Annotated in this window: 10 protein-coding genes; 4 read left to right on the plus strand and 6 right to left on the minus strand. The window is 39.4% G+C overall.

Going from position 1 to position 23,208, the window contains the following annotated elements:
• Positions 1–148: 148 nt before the first annotated feature.
• The 5 genes from QM738_RS13725 to QM738_RS13745 all read right to left on the minus strand — a co-directional run bounded on the left by QM738_RS13725 (position 149) and on the right by QM738_RS13745 (position 12,312).
• Positions 149–2,236, minus strand: a complete 2,088-nt coding sequence (locus tag QM738_RS13725; protein WP_462277296.1) for a thioredoxin domain-containing protein — start codon at positions 2,234–2,236, stop codon at positions 149–151.
• A gap of 42 nt (positions 2,237–2,278) precedes the next feature.
• Positions 2,279–5,623, minus strand: a complete 3,345-nt coding sequence (locus QM738_RS13730) for a VCBS repeat-containing protein (RefSeq protein WP_462277297.1) — start codon at positions 5,621–5,623, stop codon at positions 2,279–2,281.
• 4 nt (positions 5,624–5,627) lie between these two features.
• Entirely contained in the window at positions 5,628–7,085 is a 1,458-nt protein-coding gene (locus QM738_RS13735) for a vanadium-dependent haloperoxidase (RefSeq protein ID WP_462277298.1), read from the minus strand.
• Between the two features lie 322 nt (positions 7,086–7,407).
• Positions 7,408–9,186, minus strand: coding sequence for a RagB/SusD family nutrient uptake outer membrane protein (locus QM738_RS13740; protein WP_462277299.1), 1,779 nt, complete (start codon positions 9,184–9,186; stop codon positions 7,408–7,410).
• A gap of 18 nt (positions 9,187–9,204) precedes the next feature.
• Positions 9,205–12,312, minus strand: a complete 3,108-nt coding sequence (locus QM738_RS13745; protein WP_462277300.1) for a SusC/RagA family TonB-linked outer membrane protein — start codon at positions 12,310–12,312, stop codon at positions 9,205–9,207.
• Positions 12,313–12,931: 619 nt separating this feature from the next.
• Here QM738_RS13745 and QM738_RS13750 point away from each other — a divergent pair.
• From QM738_RS13750 to QM738_RS13760, 3 genes are all read left to right on the plus strand, one after another.
• Complete coding sequence (locus QM738_RS13750; protein ID WP_462277301.1) at positions 12,932–13,960, plus strand: LacI family DNA-binding transcriptional regulator; 1,029 nt, start codon at positions 12,932–12,934, stop codon at positions 13,958–13,960.
• A 69-nt stretch (positions 13,961–14,029) separates the two neighbouring features.
• Positions 14,030–14,773, plus strand: a complete 744-nt coding sequence (locus QM738_RS13755; protein WP_462277302.1) for an SDR family NAD(P)-dependent oxidoreductase — start codon at positions 14,030–14,032, stop codon at positions 14,771–14,773.
• A gap of 179 nt (positions 14,774–14,952) precedes the next feature.
• Positions 14,953–16,728: a sialate O-acetylesterase gene (locus QM738_RS13760; RefSeq protein ID WP_462277303.1), complete on the plus strand. Its 1,776-nt coding sequence runs from the start codon at positions 14,953–14,955 to the stop codon at positions 16,726–16,728.
• Positions 16,729–16,816: 88 nt separating this feature from the next.
• Here the strand turns inward: QM738_RS13760 and QM738_RS13765 are convergent, their stop codons facing one another.
• The gene (locus QM738_RS13765; protein ID WP_462277304.1) at positions 16,817–20,971 is read right to left on the minus strand and encodes a hybrid sensor histidine kinase/response regulator transcription factor; all 4,155 of its coding nucleotides are present in this window, start codon (positions 20,969–20,971) and stop codon (positions 16,817–16,819) included.
• 643 nt (positions 20,972–21,614) lie between these two features.
• On the opposite strand from QM738_RS13765, the gene QM738_RS13770 reads away from it, so the two are divergent.
• Positions 21,615–23,204 (plus strand): fasciclin domain-containing protein, encoded by a 1,590-nt coding sequence (locus QM738_RS13770; RefSeq protein ID WP_462277305.1) that lies wholly within the window; start codon positions 21,615–21,617, stop codon positions 23,202–23,204.
• Positions 23,205–23,208: the final 4 nt, after the last annotated feature.

Genomic DNA, 23,208 nt, shown 5'->3' on the forward strand with positions numbered 1-23,208 from the left:
GGGAGCGATAGGAATAAAGCTCCCGTGTTGTTCTTGCGCATTACTGCTGCATATGAAAAAAAACTTTTTTAAATAGTTTTTGAACTGTTTTATTTTTTCTGTACTCTGTTAGTAATATCTTCATGATAATTTTTTTTAACAAAACGAATTATTGTACAATCTGCGTTTTTGCTTTAACCGGATCCTCTTCTGGTCTTTTACAGATTTTATCTGTGCACACATAGATTATTGTTTTGCCCGAAACGAATTTATCTTTAAGTAATTGGAATGAATCCTTAACCATACTGCCCATAATCGTACTGGTTGGTAAAAAACTTTGCTGCAGTATTTTGTTTTTCTCAATTGCCTCTTTCCCCATGATGACGATTTCATAGGGCTTCGCAGATAAAAGCCCGGCAACACTGCACCACTCGGTATGAAAGCGTGCCAGTTTTTTTACCCTTTCAGCAACTGAATTATACATTTGTACTCCCATAACTGTATAAACAGAATCTGCGTATATCGTACCGAGTTTATACAAAACCTTTGCCATCACAGCATTTGAAGAAGGAATAATATTGTCAGCGATCTCTGTCTTTCTTATGACCAGTTCCTGTTGACCTTCTGTATAATAAAATAAGCCGGTTTTTTTATTGAGAAAATTTTCAATGGCATAGTCTGTGATGGTTTTACTCAGTTGCAGCCAGTGTTTATCAAAACTCACTTCGTACAATTTTATAAAAGCTGCTGCTGTCCAGGCATAATCATCAAGAAAACCATCTATGGACGTCCCTTTGTCGTTGTAGCTTCTCCTCAGTTTCCCGCCTTTTGCAATCCTGTTTTTTTCCAGGAATGATGCACATGATACTGCCCTGGTAAAGTAATCTTCATTGCCTGTAGCGGCATATCCATCTGCTAACGCTTTAACAACAATTCCATTCCATCCTGTTAATATCTTTGCATCAACACTGGGTTGTTGACGCTTGTTTCTTTCTTTCAAAAGATTTGCTTTTGCTGCATTTAAGGCTGTATTAAATTTATCAAAGGGCAGGTTATTGTCTTTGGAGAACTGTTCTGCTGTTTGATTAGCATATAAAATATTGTTTGCTGTTTTCCAGTTGCCCTCTTCTGATACATGAAAATAATTGGACAGCATAATATCATTCCCTGTGATTGTTGAAAAATCCTTTTTTGTCCAGCTATAATATTCGCCTTCTCCGGTTTCAGTATCAGCATTTAAAGAACAATAATAACCTCCGGCAGGTGCACGTAAGTTTTTATCAATAAAAGAGAGTGTCTCTTCAACAATTTTTTTATAGAAATTATCCTTTGTCAATTGGTAGGCATGTGCATATGTACTCACTAAAAGCCCGTTATCATATAACATCTTCTCAAAATGAGGAATGTGCCAGGTACTGTCAATGGAATACCTGGAGAAGCCTCCGGCTATCTGGTCATATATTCCACCAAGCGCCATCTTTTTCAAAGTGGTAGTTGCTGCAACTAATGATTGGTTATTACCGCTGGTATAGTAATGTTGTAACAAAAAATCAACCAGGGAAGGCATAGGAAATTTAGGAGCTCCTTTTAAACCGCCATTCACCTGGTCCGACCATTTGTAAATGCTGTCAAATAATTTATTGTACGTTTCACGCTGTATTCTTTCAGTAGAAAGGTTAACGGTATCAATAAAAGAAAATTCTTCTTCGCTCATACCATTCACAAGCGCACCGGCTTGCGTGGCAACGAGTTTTTGGTTGGCAGAATAGGCTTTAGATATATTCAACAACAAACTGGTCCAGCTCGCCTTTGAATAATACGTTCCCGCAAAAAAGGGTTTCCCGTCAGGCAAGGCAAATGCATTTAAAGGCCAGCCTGTATTGCTGGTTATAAGTTGCAACGCATTCATATAAATACCGTCTATATCAGGTCGCTCTTCCCTGTCCACTTTAATACAAATAAAATTTTCATTCATAATTCTTGCTACAGCGGTATCCATAAAAGATTCCTGCTCCATTTGATGACACCAGTGACATGAAGCGTATCCGATACTTATCAATAATGGCTTGTTTTCTTTTTTAGCCCTTGCCAAAGCCTCTTCCCCCCATTGGTACCAATCAACAGGATTGTCGGCATGATCTCTTAAGTAGGGGCTGGATGCATCCTTCAGGCGATTACCTTTTTTTTGCACTGAATTGCTGCAGCACATCAAGGCCGGTATTAATCCAAGGGTTATAGATAATCTTATCAACCTCATATTTAATTCGCTGCTTTAGTAACGCTTGTTTTTTGCCATCACTTATTTATTTTTTGCTGAAAACACGCGCAAACGGTCATTGTTTGAACTCACAAGCAGAGACCATTGATCCTGCATTTTTATGAGCTGCATGTCTTTCACATTATAGGGTACAAAAAAGCCGCTTTCCAAAGGTTTATAACTTTTGAAATCATTATTGCCTATTCCTTTGAGAAAAACTCCTACAGAAGCGTCTGCGGGAGTGGTCTCCACTTCAACATCAAATTTGTTTCCCGCAATCAGAATATCTTTTTTCCCATCGCCATCAAAATCTTTTACTATAATGCTATTGGCAGTTGATAACTGGGCTTCCATCGGCAGTTTTTTCTGAACGAACTTACCCTTGTCATTTATAAATAGGACGGTAGAAAATAAATGTGCCTGGTAATGCAGAGCAGACTTTAACTGATCCTCGCCTAATATGCCCGAAAGATCAGAACTCGCAAATGAAAGGTAGGTGGGAAATTTTTCAGCGATCATGGGGCATTGCTGCGAGGTACATTCACGGCCGCGTATCGGCACCATTAAGTCATTAAGATGCTTTGCCAAAAAGATATCATTAGTGCCATTGCCATCAAAGTCTTTAGCATATACTTCAAAAGGCTTTTGCACACTGGCCTGGAATTTATAATTTTCTCCCAGATTACCGGCGATAAGGTCTACATCTCCGTCCCCGTCAATATCTTCCGCTACTAATTTATCCCACCAGCCCTCCGTGTTTTGAAAATTATAACTAGCACTCACATCACTCAATCTGCCTTCCCTGTAACTGAAAACTTTTACCGGCATCCACTCACCGGCAATAACTAGTTCTGGCATCTTGTCTCCATTCAGATCTGCCCATACCGAGGATTTTACCATGCCCACTCTTGAGAGTTCAGGCGCCAGTTCTTTAGTTTTATCTGTCAGCTTTCCCTTTTCGTTTATAAGAAGATAATTTAAAGGAGGTTGCGGGTATTTGTGGGCCACCACCTCACCTCCGCGGAAAATATCCATATCACCATCGCCGTCAAAATCAAAAACTGTAATACATGATCCGCTGCTTAGGGTAGGGGGAAGCGTTGCTTTGGTAAAATTGCCTTTCCCGTCATTGAGATACAACCTGTCCTGGTACATAGCAGAACCTTCATCAAATTCACTGCCACCACTGACCACATACAGATCAAGGTCCCCGTCTCCATCCACATCAAAGAATACCGAACTCATATCTTCATATTTTTTATCAGCCTCAAATACCGGTACAGTCTTTCTGATAAACTTTCCGTCCTGTTGAATATAAAGAGCACCTGCCTGATCTTTTGCTCCTCCAACATAAAAATCCTCCTTGCCATCAGCATTTACATCACCGGAAGCAATAAAAGGACCATCACGGGTGAACTGATGCGGCAATAATACCTGATCGGTGAATTCATTGTAGTTATCCTCTTTGTGAACAAAAGACGGTGATAATGCCTGCTCAGTTGTTTCTGCAAATAAGGGATGGTATACGGGATTGTGGTTAATGCCATCCCTGGCGTCTTTATAATTTACTTTGATCACCTGGTTAGTGCTGATACCCGTCAATGTATTTGATTTGCCATCAGGCCATACTACAATAACGCTGTCAACTTTTTTTACATCCCCCATACCAAAATGTACAATTGGCTCATTGGAAGATAAATAACCACGCACTAACTTCTGCTGAAAGAATTGCTGCAATTTGCCTTCATAATACAGGGAAAGCTTGGCACCGATACCATCTGGATTTTTTAAGGGACCTTCCAGTTTTATCCTCAGGTATTTGTTTTTATTATCCGTAATATTTTTATACAAGTCTGCTTCACCATCCAGATTATTAATAACAAGATCCAGGTCGCCGTCATTATCAAAATCAGCTACTGCAGCGCCATTGGCGAAAGTGCTGTCTTTAAAACCCCATTGTTCCGATAGATTTTCAAACCGCATATCCCCCTTATTGTGAAAAAGATAATTCCTGACCTTGATCGGACTGTATATTTCCATATAATCTTTAAAACCTTTTTCAAACATTTCAGCAGCGGAAGAATATTTATTCATGTTTGCCTTAACATACATGTCCTGCTTTTTCTGGATATCACCATCGAACAGGTCTCTGCGGTAACCGTTCGAAACATAAATATCCCGCTTCCCATCGTTATCAAAATCTGAAGCCAGCGTTGCCCAGCTCCATTCCGTTTTGGCAATGCCTGCCATTTGGGATACATCAGAAAAAAAGCCATTACCCTGGTTCATGTGCAATGCATTGTGCATGTATTGTTTTTCAAATCCACTGTCCACTATGGCCCAGAAGCCCTGGATATCCATACGGGGCATAGAAACTTTAGATCGCTTGTAATCTTCAGAAAGCATTTCCATCACCAGGATATCTTCAAAACCATCGTTATTCAGATCAGCTATATCTGCTCCCATTGAAAAAAGAGAAAGATGATTGGTTCTTTGCTTTACTTCATCCTTAAAAGTGCCATTCTTCTGGTTGATGAACATATAATCATTATCAGCATAGTCATTTCCTACAAATATGTCTTCATAACCATCATTATTCAGGTCAGCTGTCACTACGGATAACGCATACCCGAAAGTATGTTCTACACCAGCCTGTTTTCCTATTTCAACAAATTTGCCGTCGTCATTGCGGTAAAGCTTATCCCTGCACATATCCGGCGGGTTCTTTTTTCCCGTAACCATCCGCGAAAGGCCCAGGTAAAAAGAATCCGGCCTGGTAGTAAGGTACATGTCCAGGTCATTGTCGTTATCCATGTCAAAAAAAGCCGCATGGATAGAGTAGCCTTCATTGTCCAGGCCATACTTTTTTGCCTCCTCTTTAAAAGTAAGATTGCCTTGGTTTACATACAGCACATTTCTTCTTTCTTCACCGGTATCTTTATAGCCCCCTTTACAAATGTAAATGTCAAGTAAACCATCATTATTTATATCAACAAGTGTTACGCCATTTTTCCAACCCCTGCCGCCGTCTACGCCTGCCGATTCAGTAATGTCTTTAAACTTCATATTACCCTGGTTAATGTATAGTTTATTGGGGACTTCATTCCCTGTAAAATATATATCCTGCAGCCCATCGTTATTAAAGTCACCAACTGCCACACCCCCTCCATTGTATACATAGGCAAATGTGTCGAAATAGTTTTTTTGGTAATTCTCATCCACGTTATTTGCGAATGTAATGCCACTCTGTGCAGAGGGTACTTTGTCGAAGATCGGGGCAATGTCAGTAGTGTCCTTGCTTCCTTTGTTTTTACAGCCCGGAGACAGGCTTAAAAAATAAAGCGCTAAAATTACTACCGGTAACGATAACACTATTTTCTTTATCATTTTTTTATTTTTTATTATTTTGGCCAGTATAGTATAAATACTTCCTCCATACTACTGCTGCGATATTCCTGCCCAGTTTAAGGCCTTCTTTATTTTCGCATTGGATATGATATCCCCCAAGCACACGGGAGATACCCGCCATATTTGCGGTCTCGGTGAAACTGGGGAACTTGAGTGTGACTTCAGCGCCGATACGAACAGGTTCTGTCAGTTCTCCCGGCCTGCGTTTTACTTCAATACCAAACTTATCGTCACCGGTAAATAGTTTCAGGATTTCAGCGCAGGCTCCGCTCACAGTACTGTGACCGGAAATATAACTTGGGAAAGGGGGGCATAAAAAGGTTTCGGGTGAATAAGGCCGCCAATCTTGTCCCTTCATATCCACCATTCCTTTCTCCGGACCACCCCAGCCCCTGATGGTTTTATTCTTAAATAAATAGTGAACCAAAGTATAAGGGCGGGCAAAATCATAAGTCATCTTGGTATCCCAACAGGCAATAAATGCATCCATCGCTGCAGCTTCCACAGCAAAGTACATTTTTACGTCCTGGTCTAAAGTATGGTTATCCCTTACCGATACATCCTGTGCAAAGATGAACCAGTGCCCCGCTTGCTGGACCGATTTGGGACCATCACGCATAAATTCAACCAATGCTTTTTGATCATAACTAAGATTAGATTGCAGGTCCACAACTTCTTTTACTTCTTTGTCGAGTTCAACCGAGCCGATTGCCGGTGGGGGTACACAGCGAAACTCATTGGCTGAATCCAGCATCAATGGTTTTACTTTGCCCCAGTGGGGGGTAAGGCAACCTGGCGCAAATCTGCCACCTTTGCCATCAGAAAAATATTTAGGTTGCCAGTGTTCGATACTGTTTAATGTATCAGCACTGTTTACAGGTTTATACCCGGTGTAATCGGAATAAACATTACCGTTAGAACCGGGCATATTGCCCAGTTGATTAGATCCGTCGTTGATCCTTGCTTCAATAACAGTTTTTGCTGCAAGATTTCCTATGCCTTCAGGTGTTGTAGGGTCTAGTGATGCATTATTGGGATCATATCCAAATTCTTTCATTTTATTGCGTAGCATTACTGAGTCAGAATAATAATAGGTAAGCATTGCTCTGTAAGCTGCATAGCTTATTGCAGTTTCTTTATTTTTCAATGTTCTTTGATCTTCGGGTACCCTTTCCACATTTTGAAGATAAACAGGTACAGCATTCGCATCAAACCTTGACCAGGCATCAAATATAGATGTCCATACCAGGCAAAACATACGCGAAGTAACAGTTGGCCGGGGCCTGAATTTTTCTGTGTCATTGGCAGTGGCTTCTAAAACTATTTTACCCCATTTATAAGCAAGATTTGATGCTCCCTTCGGCTCTTCAGTATTCTTTTTATTTTCAGTACAGGATGAAACAATACTTACAACCAATAAAATTTTTATTATTCTTTTCATATGATCTGTTGCTTGAACAAGTATAACATGTCAATACTTTTATAAAAAATGACAAGAAAGTATTCGGTATAAATCTCAATTAACATCATCCTGCATTACACAATTCTGCCAACACTGTTTGATAACAAATTGCACGCTGATTCTTAAAACAAAGTTTGCAGGTTATTTCATTGACGGATTATCCTTTAACTGAGTTATCAGTACTTGTAGAATTTATTTCAATAACTAAAAATTTAATTAAAATAAAAACCGAGGAATAAACAATGTTATCCCCCGGTTTAATTACCATTGCTGCTATTATGAGAAAAGAACTAAATGCCCGTTAATAACCCGGATTTTGCGGAAATGCCGGTCCTTCAGTAACCAAACTGATCTGTGTTTGCGGGATGGGTCTTAGCATATTATAAGACTGTACGCCCGCTGATCCTTCAGAATTCCATAACTGCACACGCTCTACCAGTTTCTTTGTTCGTGACAAATCCCACCACCTGGTATCTTCTGCAAATAATTCACGGCTTCTTTCGTCCAGTATAAAATCAAGTGTCACTTGTGCTGCAGTAATCTGTTGAGCAGCAACTGCGGCTGTATACTGAGCAGGAGTTTGATTGGCTTTTAAAGCGGCTCTTGTACGTAGTACATTGATCATATTGGCGGCATCCTGTAAAGTGGCACCGCCTTTAAATGCGGCTTCTGCAGCAATAAGATACAAATCTGCAAAGCGGAACATGATATAAGGCCTGTCAGAATAATCATTCATATCAGCTCTCGTTGAGTCATCCCATTTTCTCATACTTGGGTAAAAGGCTGTTGTATATGGCACAGTTGCACCTGCTAAATGTTCGGGTTCAAAAATTACTCCCTTGAAAGCAGCTCTTTCGGCCGGAGTTACTATCCTGTCTGCCATCCAGATAGAAGTATCAACCTGGTTTATCAGGGTTCCCCTTGGCGTGGTTACACCTGTTGAGCCCTTTACAGAAGATGCTGTACTGTTGGACAACCATACTGTTTGAAACGTACCATCATACCTGGAGTCTGTGGCTCTGTTTGCAAATGCCTGGTCGATAATATATTTGGTGTTTGGCCTGATACGTTGAAAAGGTCTTCCGTTGGCAACATCCCTTACGGTCATGTTTGCACCACCTGCTGCAGGATAGTTAGCATTAACATTCGTATAGGTGGGGCGCCAAAAGAAATTTGACTGGTTTGCTCCTGCACCGCCACCACCTGAACCAGTTGCATTATTCTGTCCATACTTCAGATCTTTGGTATGGTCTATAACAAACAAAACTTCCTTACCATATTCGTTTCCTTCAACAAAAACTGATGGGAAATAAGGTAGCAAGTCCAGGTTATAGGTGGCTTTGTTATCGATTAAATTTTTTGCCGTTGTATAGGCTGTGGTAAAATCTGTCGTCTGGGCAGCAGCCGACCAGCCTCTCCAGAGATATGTTTTAGCCAAAAGGTATAACGCAGTTGCTTTGGTAGCAGGTTTACCATTGTTAGCAGCCGGTGTATTAGGCAAATCAGCCGCTGCTTCGTTTAAGTCTTTAATAATTTGCGCATACACGTCAGCCAGTGGAGATGGAGCATCTGCAGCTGATGCAGACGTGTTGAAATTAGTGTGCAATGGTACAGCACCAAAGGTGGTTACCAGATAATAATAACAAAAGCCCCGGAGGAATTTTGCCTGTGCCAGCAACTGGGTTTTTGTAGCAGCAGGTATATTGGCATCAGCACCGTATTGCAATATGCCATTGGCAGTATTGATATCAATAAACAGCGTGTTCCAAAAACCAAGATAATCGTCTGTATTACTTTTTATCGCAGGATTGTTGTAAGTAAACCAGTGGGTTACATCAGCGGCAGAACCACGCTTACTTTCATCAGTACCGCTATTGAATAACTGGGTAAATATTTGCGTTCCCCAAAAGCCCCGAAAACTGGAATAGATACCTGCAATACCGCCCTGAAGACCATCAGTGGTAGTAAAGAAGGATGGTGTAAAGGACGTTCTTGGTTGTTCTGTCAATATCTTTTTACAGCCGGAAGCTCCAAAAAGGAAAACAACAATAAGACTGTACCGAAAAAATTTATGTTTCATATGAATGGTTTTGTTATGTTAAAATTTCAGGTTTACTCCAAAAATAACCTGGCGGGTTGGAGGCACACCCATGCCGACTACTGTGATGCTGCCGGTATTAGGCCGTACAGCCGCCTGTCCGCCCTGGGAACCTATTGCATTACCAAAGTTGTTGCCATTACCTTCTGGATCAAGACCCAAACCATCTCTTCTCAGTGGAGCCCATACAATAAATGGATTTTGTGCAGATACGTAAACTCTTAATGACTGAATTTTTGCTTTAGTGAGCAATTTGCCTGGCAGATTATAACCTAAATCAATAGTTCTTAATTTAATAAAAGAGCCATCACGATAAGTAAGCGTAGATGTAAAATTCTGGCCATCCCTTCCTGCATCTGGTTGAGGGAAATCGTTTGTAGGGTTGGTCGGTGTCCAGTAATTTACCTTTAATTGCTCAACCCTGCTGTTACCGAAGAAGGGATACCCCGCTCCGCTACCATCAGCTGACAGGTAAGTTACGACTGCTGTTTGTCCAAAACGGCCAAACAAAACAAAATTCAAATCAAAGTTTTTGTATTCAAAATGATTGGTTAATCCTGCTACCAATTTTGGCTGGAACGTTCCAATTATTTGTCTGTCCGCAGCAGTGATTGCGTTGTCACCGTTAACATCCTGTATTTTGATATCACCTGGTGCAACACCATAAACTGCAGCTTGTGCAGCTTCGCTGGTTTGCCAGATACCAATTTTTTTATAATCATATATCACCGATAGCGGCTGACCAACAAACCATCCGTTTCCAATATCCTGTTGTAAATTATTTTGAAGTGCAGTGATTTTCTCCCTGTTGAATGCTGCATTGAAATCAGTCCGCCACAAAAATCCATCATTCTTAGCACTCTTATAGTTTATACTGCTAAGCGTAAATTCCATACCATGAGAAGTTGTTGCACCAATGTTGGTTGTCTGTGAATTTATACCGAGACTACGTGGCAAACTTTTAGTTAACAAAATGTCGTAGGTATGCGTGGTGTAATATTCTATTGATCCTGATAAACGATTGTTGAATAAACCAAAATCAACACCAATATTGGTGCCTCTGGTTTTCTCCCATCCTAGTTCAGGGTTAGGAGCCGTATTAATTTGATAACCATTTTGATTGTTGGTACCGAAATTATAGAAATTTGAGGTTAAGCTTCCCAGTGTGGTATACGCACCTATACCAGCGTTAGAACTGATACCCCAGCCTGCTCTTAACTTTAAACTGGACACGAATTTCACATTTTGCATAAATGATTCTTTGTCAATATTCCATCCTGCAGATACCGCGGGATAGGTCGTCCATTGATGGCCGGGCGCAAGTACCGAAGCACCATCTGTTCTAACCGTAGCAGTAACTAAATACTTATCATCAAAAGAATAAAGAGCTCTACCCATATAACCGATCAAACCAGTTTCATTGAAGTTTCCGGCTTGTGGTGTAACCGTAGTGACCAACTGCCAGTTATAATTTTGAATAAAATCAGCCGGAACGCCAGTGCCATTTATTTGCTGTGACTGGAAATGATTTTTTTGCACTTCCTGTAAAGCCAGTACCTGCAGTTTGTGTTTTGAAATGGTTTTGTTATACTCCAATGAATTGTTAATGGTGTACTGCCATCCTTCTGCATTAGCCTGGCTCAGGCTTGAACCAGCCGTTGTAGCATTGGTATTAAAAACGGTATTGGGACCCGTGTAATTGTCATTAAATGTTTGAGACCAACCATAACCGAACGTTGTCCTGAATTTAAGGTCTTTGATTATTTTCAATTCACCATACACATTATACTGAAACTGGTATCTCCGCTGAAAGGCCCTGATCAGATCATTGTTACCAATGGATGTAAGCGGGTTGATCTGGGTTTGATCAGCACCCTGCTGAATGGCAGGTTGAAAATTGAGCGAACCATCGGCCTTATAGGGTTCAAACAAAGGCGATAACCTGGTCGCTGCACCGTAAGCGTTTGTACCAGTTCTGTTTGACCTGTTCATGGTATTGAAACTACTGAAACCCACCTTAATTCTTTCAGACATTTTATGATCAATATTCACATTAAATGAATAACGTTCCAAATATTGACTGGCTATTACACCTGTTTCTCTGTAATAGCCCATACCAAAAAAGTATTGCGTCTTATCATTTCCACCCCTGACATTTACATCATGACTTGTTCTTATCCCGGTTCTCAATAATAATTTTTGCCAGTCAGTACTTACACCTTTTGCAAGGTTGGCAGTTTCATCCGCTGTAAGAGCATATAAATTCTGACCTGCAGTATTTGAGTTGCCTACTGCAGCATCTGTTTTAAACTGGGCATATTCAGGACCATTAAACAATCTGTAAGTGCCGATAGCATCTACCAGTCCTACATATCCATTGTAACTTGTCACTGCTTTTCCAGATGTACCTCTTTTTGTTGTTATAATGATTACACCGTTAGAACCACGTGAACCATAAATCGCAGTAGCAGATGCATCTTTTAAGATATCAAGCGTTGCAATATTTTCAGCATCAAGATCATTAAGGCTACCGCCATAGGCCATACCATCTACAACAATCAATGGACTATTATTTCCGCTTAAAGAGCGGCTGCCGCGGATAAGGATTTGACCGGTTGCACCGATGTTGGAACTGTTGCTGACAATATCAACACCGGCAGCTCTTCCTTGTAACTGGTTATAAATATTAGGTGCTTTGATTTCATTAAGTGTTTCTCCTTTCACAGACACAGTGGCTCCTGTAACATCCTTTTTCTTCTGTGTACCATAACCAATAACCACTACTTCGCCTAAAGCTTTTTCGGTACTGGTTAATGCAACTTTCATTAACTGGTTTGCAGAAGAAATTTTAATTTCCTGGGAAAGGTAATTAACACTACTTATTATCAGGGTGCTTCCTTTAGGCACGCTAATCGAAAAATCTCCGTTTGCATCTGTGGTTGTTCCGCTTTCAGAGCCTTTTATAGTAACAGATGCTCCTGATAAAGGCACTCCCTTATCATCTGTTACCCGTCCTTTCACAGACAAGTTTTGAGCAAAAGCTACGAATGCAAAAAGCTGAAGTGCAATCGTCAGGCAAAATAGCTTTGCTTCTTTTCTTTTAATCATAATTTAGGTGTTTTTGTTTTAAGCATTTTGTTTGGTAGTATTGATTATTATCTTTACTAATTGAATTTTTTTATGAGGTGGTTTTTAAACAGCATTTTATCCTGAGAGAAAGAATAATTCAATTTTACTTCGGGGAAATACAGTAAGTGGAAAATTTGGGTGAATATGAAAGCTGCGAATAAACCTGTTAGAACTAAATAGCATGCAAAGGTTAATAATACTCTTGCAGGTATTATAAGAATATGAAGTTTGATCAGATGGGGATACCCAAATTTTCATATAGTTGCAGTTGTTTTAATAATCAGCCAGCTTATCTACAAATGTAATCGGTTGCATTAATGGCTGTAATTATACACTTTTGCATCAATTTTCTGAGGAAAATTTGAGAATGATGGAAAATAGCAACTTTACAACCTGCGAGAAATTACTTTGCAACAAATCAATCTTCTTAGTCCTTTTCTATTGATAAAAACGTCTTTAGCAATCCTTTTTGAGCCTGTCAGTATAGCAATTTCATGCAATGTAGATAAAAAATGTTACAAAATGTAACCGATTACATTTTTTTTGCAAAAAAAACTTACTTTAGCTAAAATATCTGCCCGCCACTAACCCAAGCTATATGAAGAAGGACATTACCATTTATGACATTGCCCGGGAACTTAAATTGTCAGCGGCTACCGTTAGCAGAGGTTTAAAGAACAGTAAGGTCATCAACGCGTATACAAAAAAAAGGATACTGGAAAAGGCAGAGGAACTGGGCTACCGTCACAATACTTTTGCCAGTAATCTTCGTAAACAGAAATCACATACCATTGGAGTCCTTCTCCATGAACTGAATAGTAATTTTATTACTTCAGTTTTAGCCGGTATTGAAAATGTAACAACAAATGCGGGCTATGATATAATAATAACCCACTCAGCAGAAGACTACAATAAAGAAGCAGCAAACCTTATTAACTTATTTCATAAGCGTGTGGATGGAGTAATAGCCTCATTGTCTTTTAACACAAAAAGCCTTGACCATTTCAAACTCTTTTTTGAAAAAAAAATCCCGGTGGTATTTTTTGACAGGGTTGATGAACACAGTGATAATACTCATGTGATTATCGATAATTATAAATCAGGGTACGTGGCCACTCAACACCTGATTGAACAGGGATGCAAAAAAATAGTTACGTTAACGGCAAGTTTAAAACGGAATGTATATGCACAGCGCCATGCAGGATATACTGATGCATTGTATGACGCAGGGATACCTTATGATAAGCAATTGGTCTTGATAAAGGACCTGACTGAAAAAAGTGCACTTGAAGCTGCTCATGAAATTTTAAAGATGTGGCCAATACCCGATGGGCTTTTTGTAACAAATGATTTTATTGCAGCTGTTTGTATGCAGGAATTAAAAAATAATGGTCTTAGAATACCACAGGATATCGCAATTGTCGGCTTTAATAATGATTCAATAAGCAAAATTATTGAGCCACAGCTTACAACTATTAATTATCCAGGTAAAGATATGGGGGAAATAGCTGCAAGGAGCTTAATTCATCACCTTAAAGGAACAGGTAATATTGCAGCTACTAACAGGATAATAATTAAATCAGACTTGATTGTAAGAGGCTCATCATCGAAAAAAGGTAAAAACTGATATACATGATCACTATTATCCGGTTGGACGCAGGAGAACTTATGTAAAATATAAAAGAGATAATATTAAATGAGAAGACAAAAATTAGCCATTATCACAGGTGGTGGTAGCGGTATTGGTTTTGCAATTGCGCAAAAGTTTATCGAAAAAAATATCGTCTGTGTTATTGCAGGCAGAAATCCTGAAAAGCTTGAATATGCGAAAAAAAAATTGGGCGAAAAATGTTTTAGTGTACCGTTAGATGTTAGTGATCTTAACGCTATACCATTATTTGTACAAAAAGTAGTTCAACAATTTGGATACATTGATATACTTGTTAACAATGCAGGTATTAATATGAAAAAGGAATTTGTAGAAGTAACCGATGAGGATTTTCAAAATATCCTTAACACTAATCTCAATGCCGTTTTTTCCATGAGCCGTGAAGTGGTGAAGCATATGCTGGCAAATAATTCCGGTTGTATCATAAATATCAGCAGTATGGCAGCACAGTATGGACTGCCAAAAGTAATAGCCTATACAGCCAGTAAGACTGCAATAGACGGAATGACCAGGGCGATGGCAGTTGAATTATCTCCTTCAGGTATACGTGTAAATGCTATAGCGCCGGGCTTTATTTATAGTGAAATGACTGCAAAAGCATTGGATAGCGACCCCGAAAGAAAGGCAAAAGTATTTGGCCGTACTCCAATGGGTAAGATGGGAGAACCAGAAGACATTGGAAATGCCGCTTTGTATTTGGCTTCAGATGCAGCAAAATATGTAACAGGTGTCATATTGCCTGTAGATGGAGGCAACAGTATCGGTTTTTAGTTTTAAATCTTAAATGCATGGTAAAATCAGTAACTATAATAGTATTATCCATTTGTTTGTCTTTTATAAATAAATGTGTAGCCCAAATAAAACTTCCCGCAATAATAAGCGATAGCATGATTCTTCAAAGGGATTCCCGAACAAATGTCTGGGGCTGGTCTTCTCCTGGAGAGACAATAATGCTTAAACTTAACAACAAAAATTATCGGACAAAAGCAGATGATAAGGGTAACTGGAAAATTATACTTCCCCCTGTGAAAGCGGGAGGGCCCTACACTATGGAATTCACCGGGAAAAATAAAATAATCCTCAATAACATCTTATTTGGTGATGTGTGGTTTTGCAGCGGGCAAAGCAATATGGTGCACCAGATGAATGTCCATGATGTGCGTTATGAAAAAGAAATAGCTACGGCTAACTATCCTATGATCAGACAGTTCTGGGTACCCAATAATGCAAACATGATGGCGCCACAGGATAATTTACCTTCCGGAAACTGGCAGGCTGCCATTGGGAATAATGTTCGCCCGTTTTCAGCAGTTGCTTATTTTTTTGCAAAGAAAATTTATGAAGAATACAATGTCCCTATAGGAATTATTAATGCTTCTGTTGGCGGTACGCCGATAGAAGCCTGGATCAGCGAAACAGGGCTTAAGGATTTTAAATCTTTATCTGCAACCCTGCAGCGAAACAAGGATACAGCTTATATCAATAGTCTGTCTAACAGGAGAAACGGTAATTTTCAACGCAGGCAACAAAGTGACAGGGGGCTTACAGGTGAAAAAAAATGGTTCGATACAGATTATGTACCAGTTGGTTGGCGTACTATAAATATACCCGGGTACTGGGAAGACCAGGGCTTAAAAGATCTTAATGGAACTGTATGGTACAGGAAGGAGATAAACATCCCTGCTTCAATGACTGGCAAGCCCGCAAGGCTTTTTATGGGTAGAATTGTTGACGCAGACGAGGTTTATATTAATGGAAAATCTGTTGGTAGTACCAGTTACCAGTACCCGCAAAGACGATATGCTGTTTTGCCGGACCTATTAAAACCTGGAAGTAATATTTTAGTAATTAAAGTTTCAAATACTTCCGGTAAGGGAGGTTTTGTTCCCGATAAACCTTATTGCATTTTTGCAGGTGGGGATACAGTTGATTTAAAAGGCACCTGGCAGTATAAAGTGGGAGAGGTTTTCAGACCTTTTTTAGGTGGCGGTGGCGGAGGCGGGATTGCTGCACAAAATCAGCCTGGAGCATTATTTAATGCCATGGTATCACCTGAAGTTAATTTTACTATTAAAGGATTTTGCTGGTACCAGGGGGAGAGTAATGCTGGTAACGCAGCAGAATATACGCAATTGCTGCCAGCCCTGATTAATGACTGGCGAAATAAATGGAACAGCGCTACCGTATTGCCTTTTTTGTTTGTACAATTACCCGGGTTTATGGACTACAACTATTTGCCTTCGGAAAGCAGTTGGGCACAGCTGCGGGAGGCGCAGCTAAAAACATTATCTGTTCCGGCTACTGCCATGGCAGTAGCTATCGATTTGGGTGAATGGAACGATATACATCCTGATCGTAAAAAAGAGGTAGGGGAGCGGCTGGCCCTGGGGGCACTAAAAATTGCCTATGGAAAAAATATTGTTCATTCAGGGCCCTTATATCAGTCTGCAACTATAAGTGAAGGAAAGATAACAATTCAGTTTTCTGAAACAGGAACCGGGTTGATCACAAACGACAACGAAGCGCCGGGAGATTTTGCCATAGCAGGAAAAGATAAAAAATTTGTATGGGCAAAAACAAAAATTGAAGGGGATAAAATTATTGTCTGGAGCAGCGATGTTCCGGATCCCTTATATGCAAGGTATGCATGGGCTGATAATCCCGTTCAGCCAAACTTATATAATAAGGAGGGGCTTCCCGCTTCTCCATTCAGAACCGACCAGTAGCGGGGATCATCTTTGCCTGCATAAAAACAACAGTTCTATTCCGTAGCTCTTTTTTAAGCAGGCATTTTATATCTCCTATATCGCAGTGTTAGTTTTTGTTTGATTTTCTCATGGTACTGATGTATTCCGAAGGTAACATATTGTATTTCGCACGGAATGATTTAGTAAAGTAATTGGGGGTGGAAAAACCGACAGTATAGGCGATTTCGGCAACATTCATTTCACTGTTTGCCAGCAGTTGCGCCGCTTTATCCAGTTTAACTGACCGGATAAATTCAACAGGGGTTTGCCCGGTCAATTCAAGCAATTTGCTGTAAAGTGTACTCCTGCTCATACCCACGTGTTTACTCAGGTTCTCTACAGACAGCTGCGTGTCAGTGAGATTTTCTTCAATATATGCAACGACCTTTTGAATGAGTTTATCGGATGCGGATTCAGTTTCAGTTTCTATTTTCGGACTGATGAATTCAACCTGTCTGCTGTAAGTTGATTTAAATGAATCATTCAGTAACAAAAGATTTTTGATCTTCGCATTGAGTATCTCAAAATTAAAAGGCTTGGTTATATAGTCACTTGCACCTGTTTTCAATCCTTTTAATTGTTCCTGCTCACCTGTAAAGGCAGTTAATAATATAACCGGGATATGCGAAGTCCTTTTATCTGCCTTGATTTTTTTACAAAGGTCAATTCCATCCATATCCGGCATTCCTATATCACTGACAATTAGTTTGGGGTGTGCGGACAAGGTCTTCTGCCAGCCTTCTACACCATTTACTGCTTCAATAACCTTATAGTGTAAACGAAGATTTTCTTTTAAATAAAACCTGAAGTCATCATTGTCTTCAACCAGGAGGATTGATGTCTTTTTCAGGTCTTCAGCAGCAATACTGCTGTCTGTAACTTCTGCCGGTTGCACAAGCTCTTCATCATACTGCGCATTGTCATTATCTGTTACTGGATCGACCGGCTCAGCTGTCTGGGGAATATCATTAAACTCAATAAAAGGAAGTCGGACAGTGAAGGTGCTTCCCTTACTGATTTCACTTTCCACTTCAATGGTTCCGCCATGCATTTTTACGAATTCTTTGGTAATAGATAAACCTATACCGGAACCCTGGTTTAAAATTGACGATGGAGAATGTGTTTGAAAGAAACGCCCGAATACGGCCTCTTTTTTATCTTCAGGAATACCAATACCGGTATCTTTTACCTTTACTATTATCCAGGCCTGATCTTCGCCACTCCTGTTTTCCTTTTCAACACTGAAAGTGATGATGCCTCCTTCAGGAGTAAATTTAAAAGCATTTGAAAGCAGGTTAAATATGATCCTTTCTATTTTATCATGGTCAAATAGCGTGGTAAAACTTTCAATTGTACTGTTAAAAACCAATCCTATTTTCTTTCTTTCAGACAAATCCTGGAAGGAATCCACTACGTCCCTGATAAAAGAAATAAGCTCAGCTTTTTTAGCCTGAAGCTTCAGTTCCTGCTCTTCCATTTTTCTGAAATCCAGCAGCTGATTCACTAGATTTAACAACCTTTTCCCGTTTCTTTTAATTATACCCAGTTGTGCTTTTGAGTTGTCGCTTTTCTCCTGCGTAATCAGGCTGTCAACAGGTCCCAGGATAAGCGAAATAGGTGTGCGGAATTCATGACTTAAGTTTGTCAGGAACTTAAGCTTTAACTTATTAAGTTCGTGTATGCGTTCTGTCTCCTTACGTTCCTGCTCTGCAAGATATTTCTCCTGCTCAAGCAAATACTTTCTGCGTATCTTCTGTATGCCTTTATACCTTATAAAAACAAAAGTTCCAAGTACAACCAAAATATAGAAAATGTACGCATAAGTTGTTCTCCAGAATGGGGGATGTACATAAATTTTTATTGATGTACTTTGGGTACTCCACTCTCCGCTGCTATTGCCGGCTTTAACATAAAAAACATAATTGCCCGGATCGAGATTTGTATATGAAGCAGTATTGGATGATCCTACATAATTCCAGTCTTTGTCAAAACCCTCAAGCTTGTAAGCATAAATATTTTGTTCAGGAGTTGTATAATTTAAGCCCACGAAGCTCAATGTAAAATTTTGTTTGTAGTTAAGGTCTATTCTTTTTGCAATGGAGATATTTTCTTTAATAGCAGCGTCTTCACCAGGGAACACAGTTTTATTGGAGATTTTCAGGTCAGTAATCAAAACTGCAGGAGTGGGACTGCTTCTTCTTAACAGTTGGGGATTAAAATAATTAAATCCTTCCAGTCCTCCGAAAAATAAATATCCTGTGGATGATTGTAATCCCGAGCGATTGACAAAGTTGCTTCCCTGTGTTCCGTTATGGTAAGTATAATTAGTAAACTTGCGTGCAATGGGGTCAAAAGTGCAGAGTCCTTTATTGGTGCTGATCCATAATAACCCTTTTGAATCCTCAACAATTTTACAGACCGTGTTATTGAGTAGGCCGTCGGATTCCGATATAGTAGAGAACTGATGTGTTGCTTTATTGAATAATCCAATTCCCCCTCCCATGGTCCCAACCCATATATTTCCATGACTGTCCTCTACTATAGTTATTACTTTGTCATTGGGTAATTTACTGTCACGGGTGGTATACACTGTAAATCTCCCTGTTACAGTTTCAAGGAAGGCAATTCCGCCACCGTGTGTAGCAATCCAGAAATCTCCGTTTTTATCTTCAGTTATATAACGTATAAATCCATTCAAGGGTAAGCTTTTATCGTTGGGTTGTCGGGGAGTGGGTGTATATCTTAAAATAACCTTATTGTCCTGGTTGAGTACATTGATGCCATCACCATTTGTGCCTACCCAGCGGTTTCCTTTACTGTCTTCTTTTATACAAAATATCTCATTTGAATTGAGATCATCAGTGTTATCGCCTTTTGTTATTTGCCGGTATTTGCCGCTATTTCTATCAAGAACAAATAACCCGTCAGCAAAAGTGCCAACCAATAGCTGATTATTTCGGGTATTGGTCAGTGCTAATACAGCAAGCCTTGCTTTTGTTTTTTGTAAGCTGGATATAAGTTCAATTTGCTGGAAGGATTTTTTTTGAGGATCAAAAATTGAAACTCCGCCCCCGTCTGTTCCGACATATACCTTACCGTTGTCGGCATCAGCGAAAGAGGTAACTATCGGGGCAATAAGGCTTTTATTATCAAATGGATTACTTTTAATAAGATTAAAAAGATTCAGATTTCTGTCATATTTATTAATACCTCCGCGATAGGTTCCCATCCAGCAAATTCCCTGCTGATCCACAAATATTGACGTCATGGATTTGGCGCTTATACCTTGTCCGTTACGGGAGTCAAACATTATTCTCAGACTTTTACCACTATTCTTATCAAATAGATTCAAACCATCAGAAGTTCCTATCCATAATTTGTTTTCACCATCAAGTGCCAGAGCATTGATATGACTATTACTAATTGATTCTGGATTGCCTTCGTCGTGCAGGTAATTTGTAAAATGATTGCTGTTATGGGCAAGCATACTGAGGCCGGTTTCAGTACCAATCCATATATTCTTTTCTTTGTCTTCAACAATACTGTGAATGGTATTCCCGCATATACTTGTAGCATCAGCCGGGTCATGTAAAAACTGTTTTGTTTGCCCTGTAGACTCATTATATACGAAAAGCCCTTTGGTCAATCCTATCCACATTTGGTTCTGGCTGTCCCTGAAAACACAAATTACTGACATAGTAAGGGTTAAGCCAGAACCAGGAGAAAAAACAGAGAAAGCCTTTGTAGCTGGGTCAAAAATCTTCACCCCATTAAAATGAGCTATCCATAATTTTCCATGTGCATCATTACAAATACCTCTTATTACAGTGTTATCTGGCAAATCAGGATTTTCTGAGGAAGAGTAGTTGATAAAATTGTCATTTTTCCTGTCATAAAGACCTAAAGCTCCTCCACTGGGTCCTATCCAGAGATTTCCCGCTCCATCTTCAAATAAAGCGGGAATATCATTGGACTGAATAGTTTTTTGATTGCCCGGAACATGCCTGTAAACAGTAAAATTTGTTCCATCGAAACGATTAAGGCCGTCTTCAGTTGCAAACCACATAATGCCATAACTGTCTTTAACAATGGCATTAACGGAATTTGAAGACAGTCCCTCCTTTGTCGAAATAGTGGTAAAATTAATATCCTGTTGACCTAAGGTCTTAATAAAAGGTATAAGTAAGCAAAAAAAGACAACATATAACTTTTTAGAGATCATCTTTGGTAGATAGTATTATTCTGATATATGGCAAAAATGGGATATTTTCCCGTAATAGCGTTTGGTGCAAGAAAAACATCCGGCATCAAATTTTAGTTTTGGCAATAAAAAAAACTACAAGCAGGTTAACTACGGGAGTTTCATATTAATGCAGCCGTTAATAGCCAAATTATTTTTAACCTGCAGAATAATTGCAACAGATTTTATTTAATTATTTGGCCATTGAAAGTTTCTCCTAAGCAACTGCAAATTAATAAATCTTACGGACACTATTGTAATTTGCTGATATTAAATTGGTTACAAAACGGCTGTTTTCTATAGATTTAAACATTTACGCTATTAATTTCAACAAATCTACTCTCAAAAAAATAGTGCAGCGGCTAATTTCGTCATCAACAAGTTCAAAAATCTGCAGTCAAACTTCTTCGTCAGGATGATTTAGGTTGATGAACTTTTACCAGAACGATAAAGCTTAATATATACTGTTTATGTCGATTGCTAAACTTTCCAGCTATTTTTTAGCCCAGCATTTTTAATGTGGAATTTTTTATTGCCAGGTTAACGGCAGACTTACAATGCTGTCATCCTGAGTCATAGTCTTATGCTTATTCAAGTGTTTTAAAGCTTTATTGATCAAAGAATATTGTTAACAAGTAATAAAAAACGAATGATTAATTATCTTTTTTGTCAGAAGCGTACATTACGAATGCTGTTTTTATTATGTCTTGCCCTGCCATTTTTTCTGAGTTGTAAAAAAGGTTTTGATAAATATTATGACAATACCGGCCCTGCGTCTGTATATGTTTATGATAGGCTGAAGCAGGACAGCAACTTTTCTATGTTTGCTGAAGGTCTGGACAGGGTGGGTTTAGTCAATTTGATAAACAGGGGAGGTTTGTATACGGTATTTGCTCCTGTCAATAGCGCCTTCCGGGATTATCTCTCTTCGAAAGGCTATGCTTCAATGAAAGATATACCGGCCGATACGTTATTTCAAATATTAAATTACCATATTACCAATAACCTGTGGTATTACTATTCCTTTCAGCAACGGTATAAAATTTACGGAGACAAATTATTCCTGACCCGTGGTGGAAAGTTTGTACTCATAGACGTAACATCTAATGACACTTTAAAAGTGAACGATATACCGGTAATCAAGAGCCTTCGGGATATAAGTGCGGATAATGCCGTAATTCATGGAATTGGTAAAGTATTGATTCCTAAAATAAACCTTGAACAGTTGCTTGCAAGCGATGCCCAGTTCAAAAACAGCACTTTTTACAAAATGCTTCAGGTGGTGGCAGACAGTGCCTATGACAGGTTTAATAGTTATGACAGGGACGGAGATACGAGAATTGACTCCGTATTTTATAAAACCTACAGCCTGCTTACCAATGTCTACACCTCCATAGAATTCAAGCAGAACACAACGACAACTGACCAGGGAGGCGATCCGGTTTATACGAATATATTGATGCCTATTGATGATTCACTCAATGCTTTTATTGCACCAGCTCTTGCAAGGATCAGCAACACTGTAACCAATAAAATTGCAGCACTTTCACCCACTTATGTCCAGGCGGTATTGCTTCCTTACTTCGTGGCAGATACTGCGGTTGGGTATACGGCAAACAGGTTTATTACAAAACCTGCAGGAGTTAATTATTATTCAGTGAATAACCAGGTTATACCAACCCTTACAGCGGCCTCTTTTTTAAGGACAGATGTAGCCGCAAGCAATGGAATGGTACAGGTAGTTAAAATGAATTTTCCTGCATCTGACCGGTTGATAAGTGCACTTGGACAGGCTTCCATGGATCCACAGCTCTCTATGTTTATGGAAGCATTGCAGAAATCAAACCTGATGACGACTTATGAAACAGCCGGCAAAGTGGTAACGCTCTTTGCACCGACCAATGATGCATTTATCGCAGCCAAATTTGATGTTAAAAAAATGGTGCTCGACGGGGTGAACCTAACATCAACTCAGTTTGCCAATATTATTAAAAACCACATTATTGAACAGAATCTTGCGACACCCGCATCATTGACAGGTAGTATTACAACAGTATATGCCAATAATAATACGCTGACTTTTACCAATAGCGGCACCAATGCAACTACTGTTCTGGGAGCAACTGCAAACATTACCCAGCCCTATTCTTACAAAGGACCAACGACAAACGGTTACGTTTATAAGATAGATAAGCTGCTTGTTCCTAATCAATAAAAAA

Origin of the sequence: Ferruginibacter sp., from assembly GCF_049840995.1 — a bacterium.
Taxonomy (GTDB): Bacteria; Bacteroidota; Bacteroidia; order Chitinophagales; family Chitinophagaceae; genus Ferruginibacter.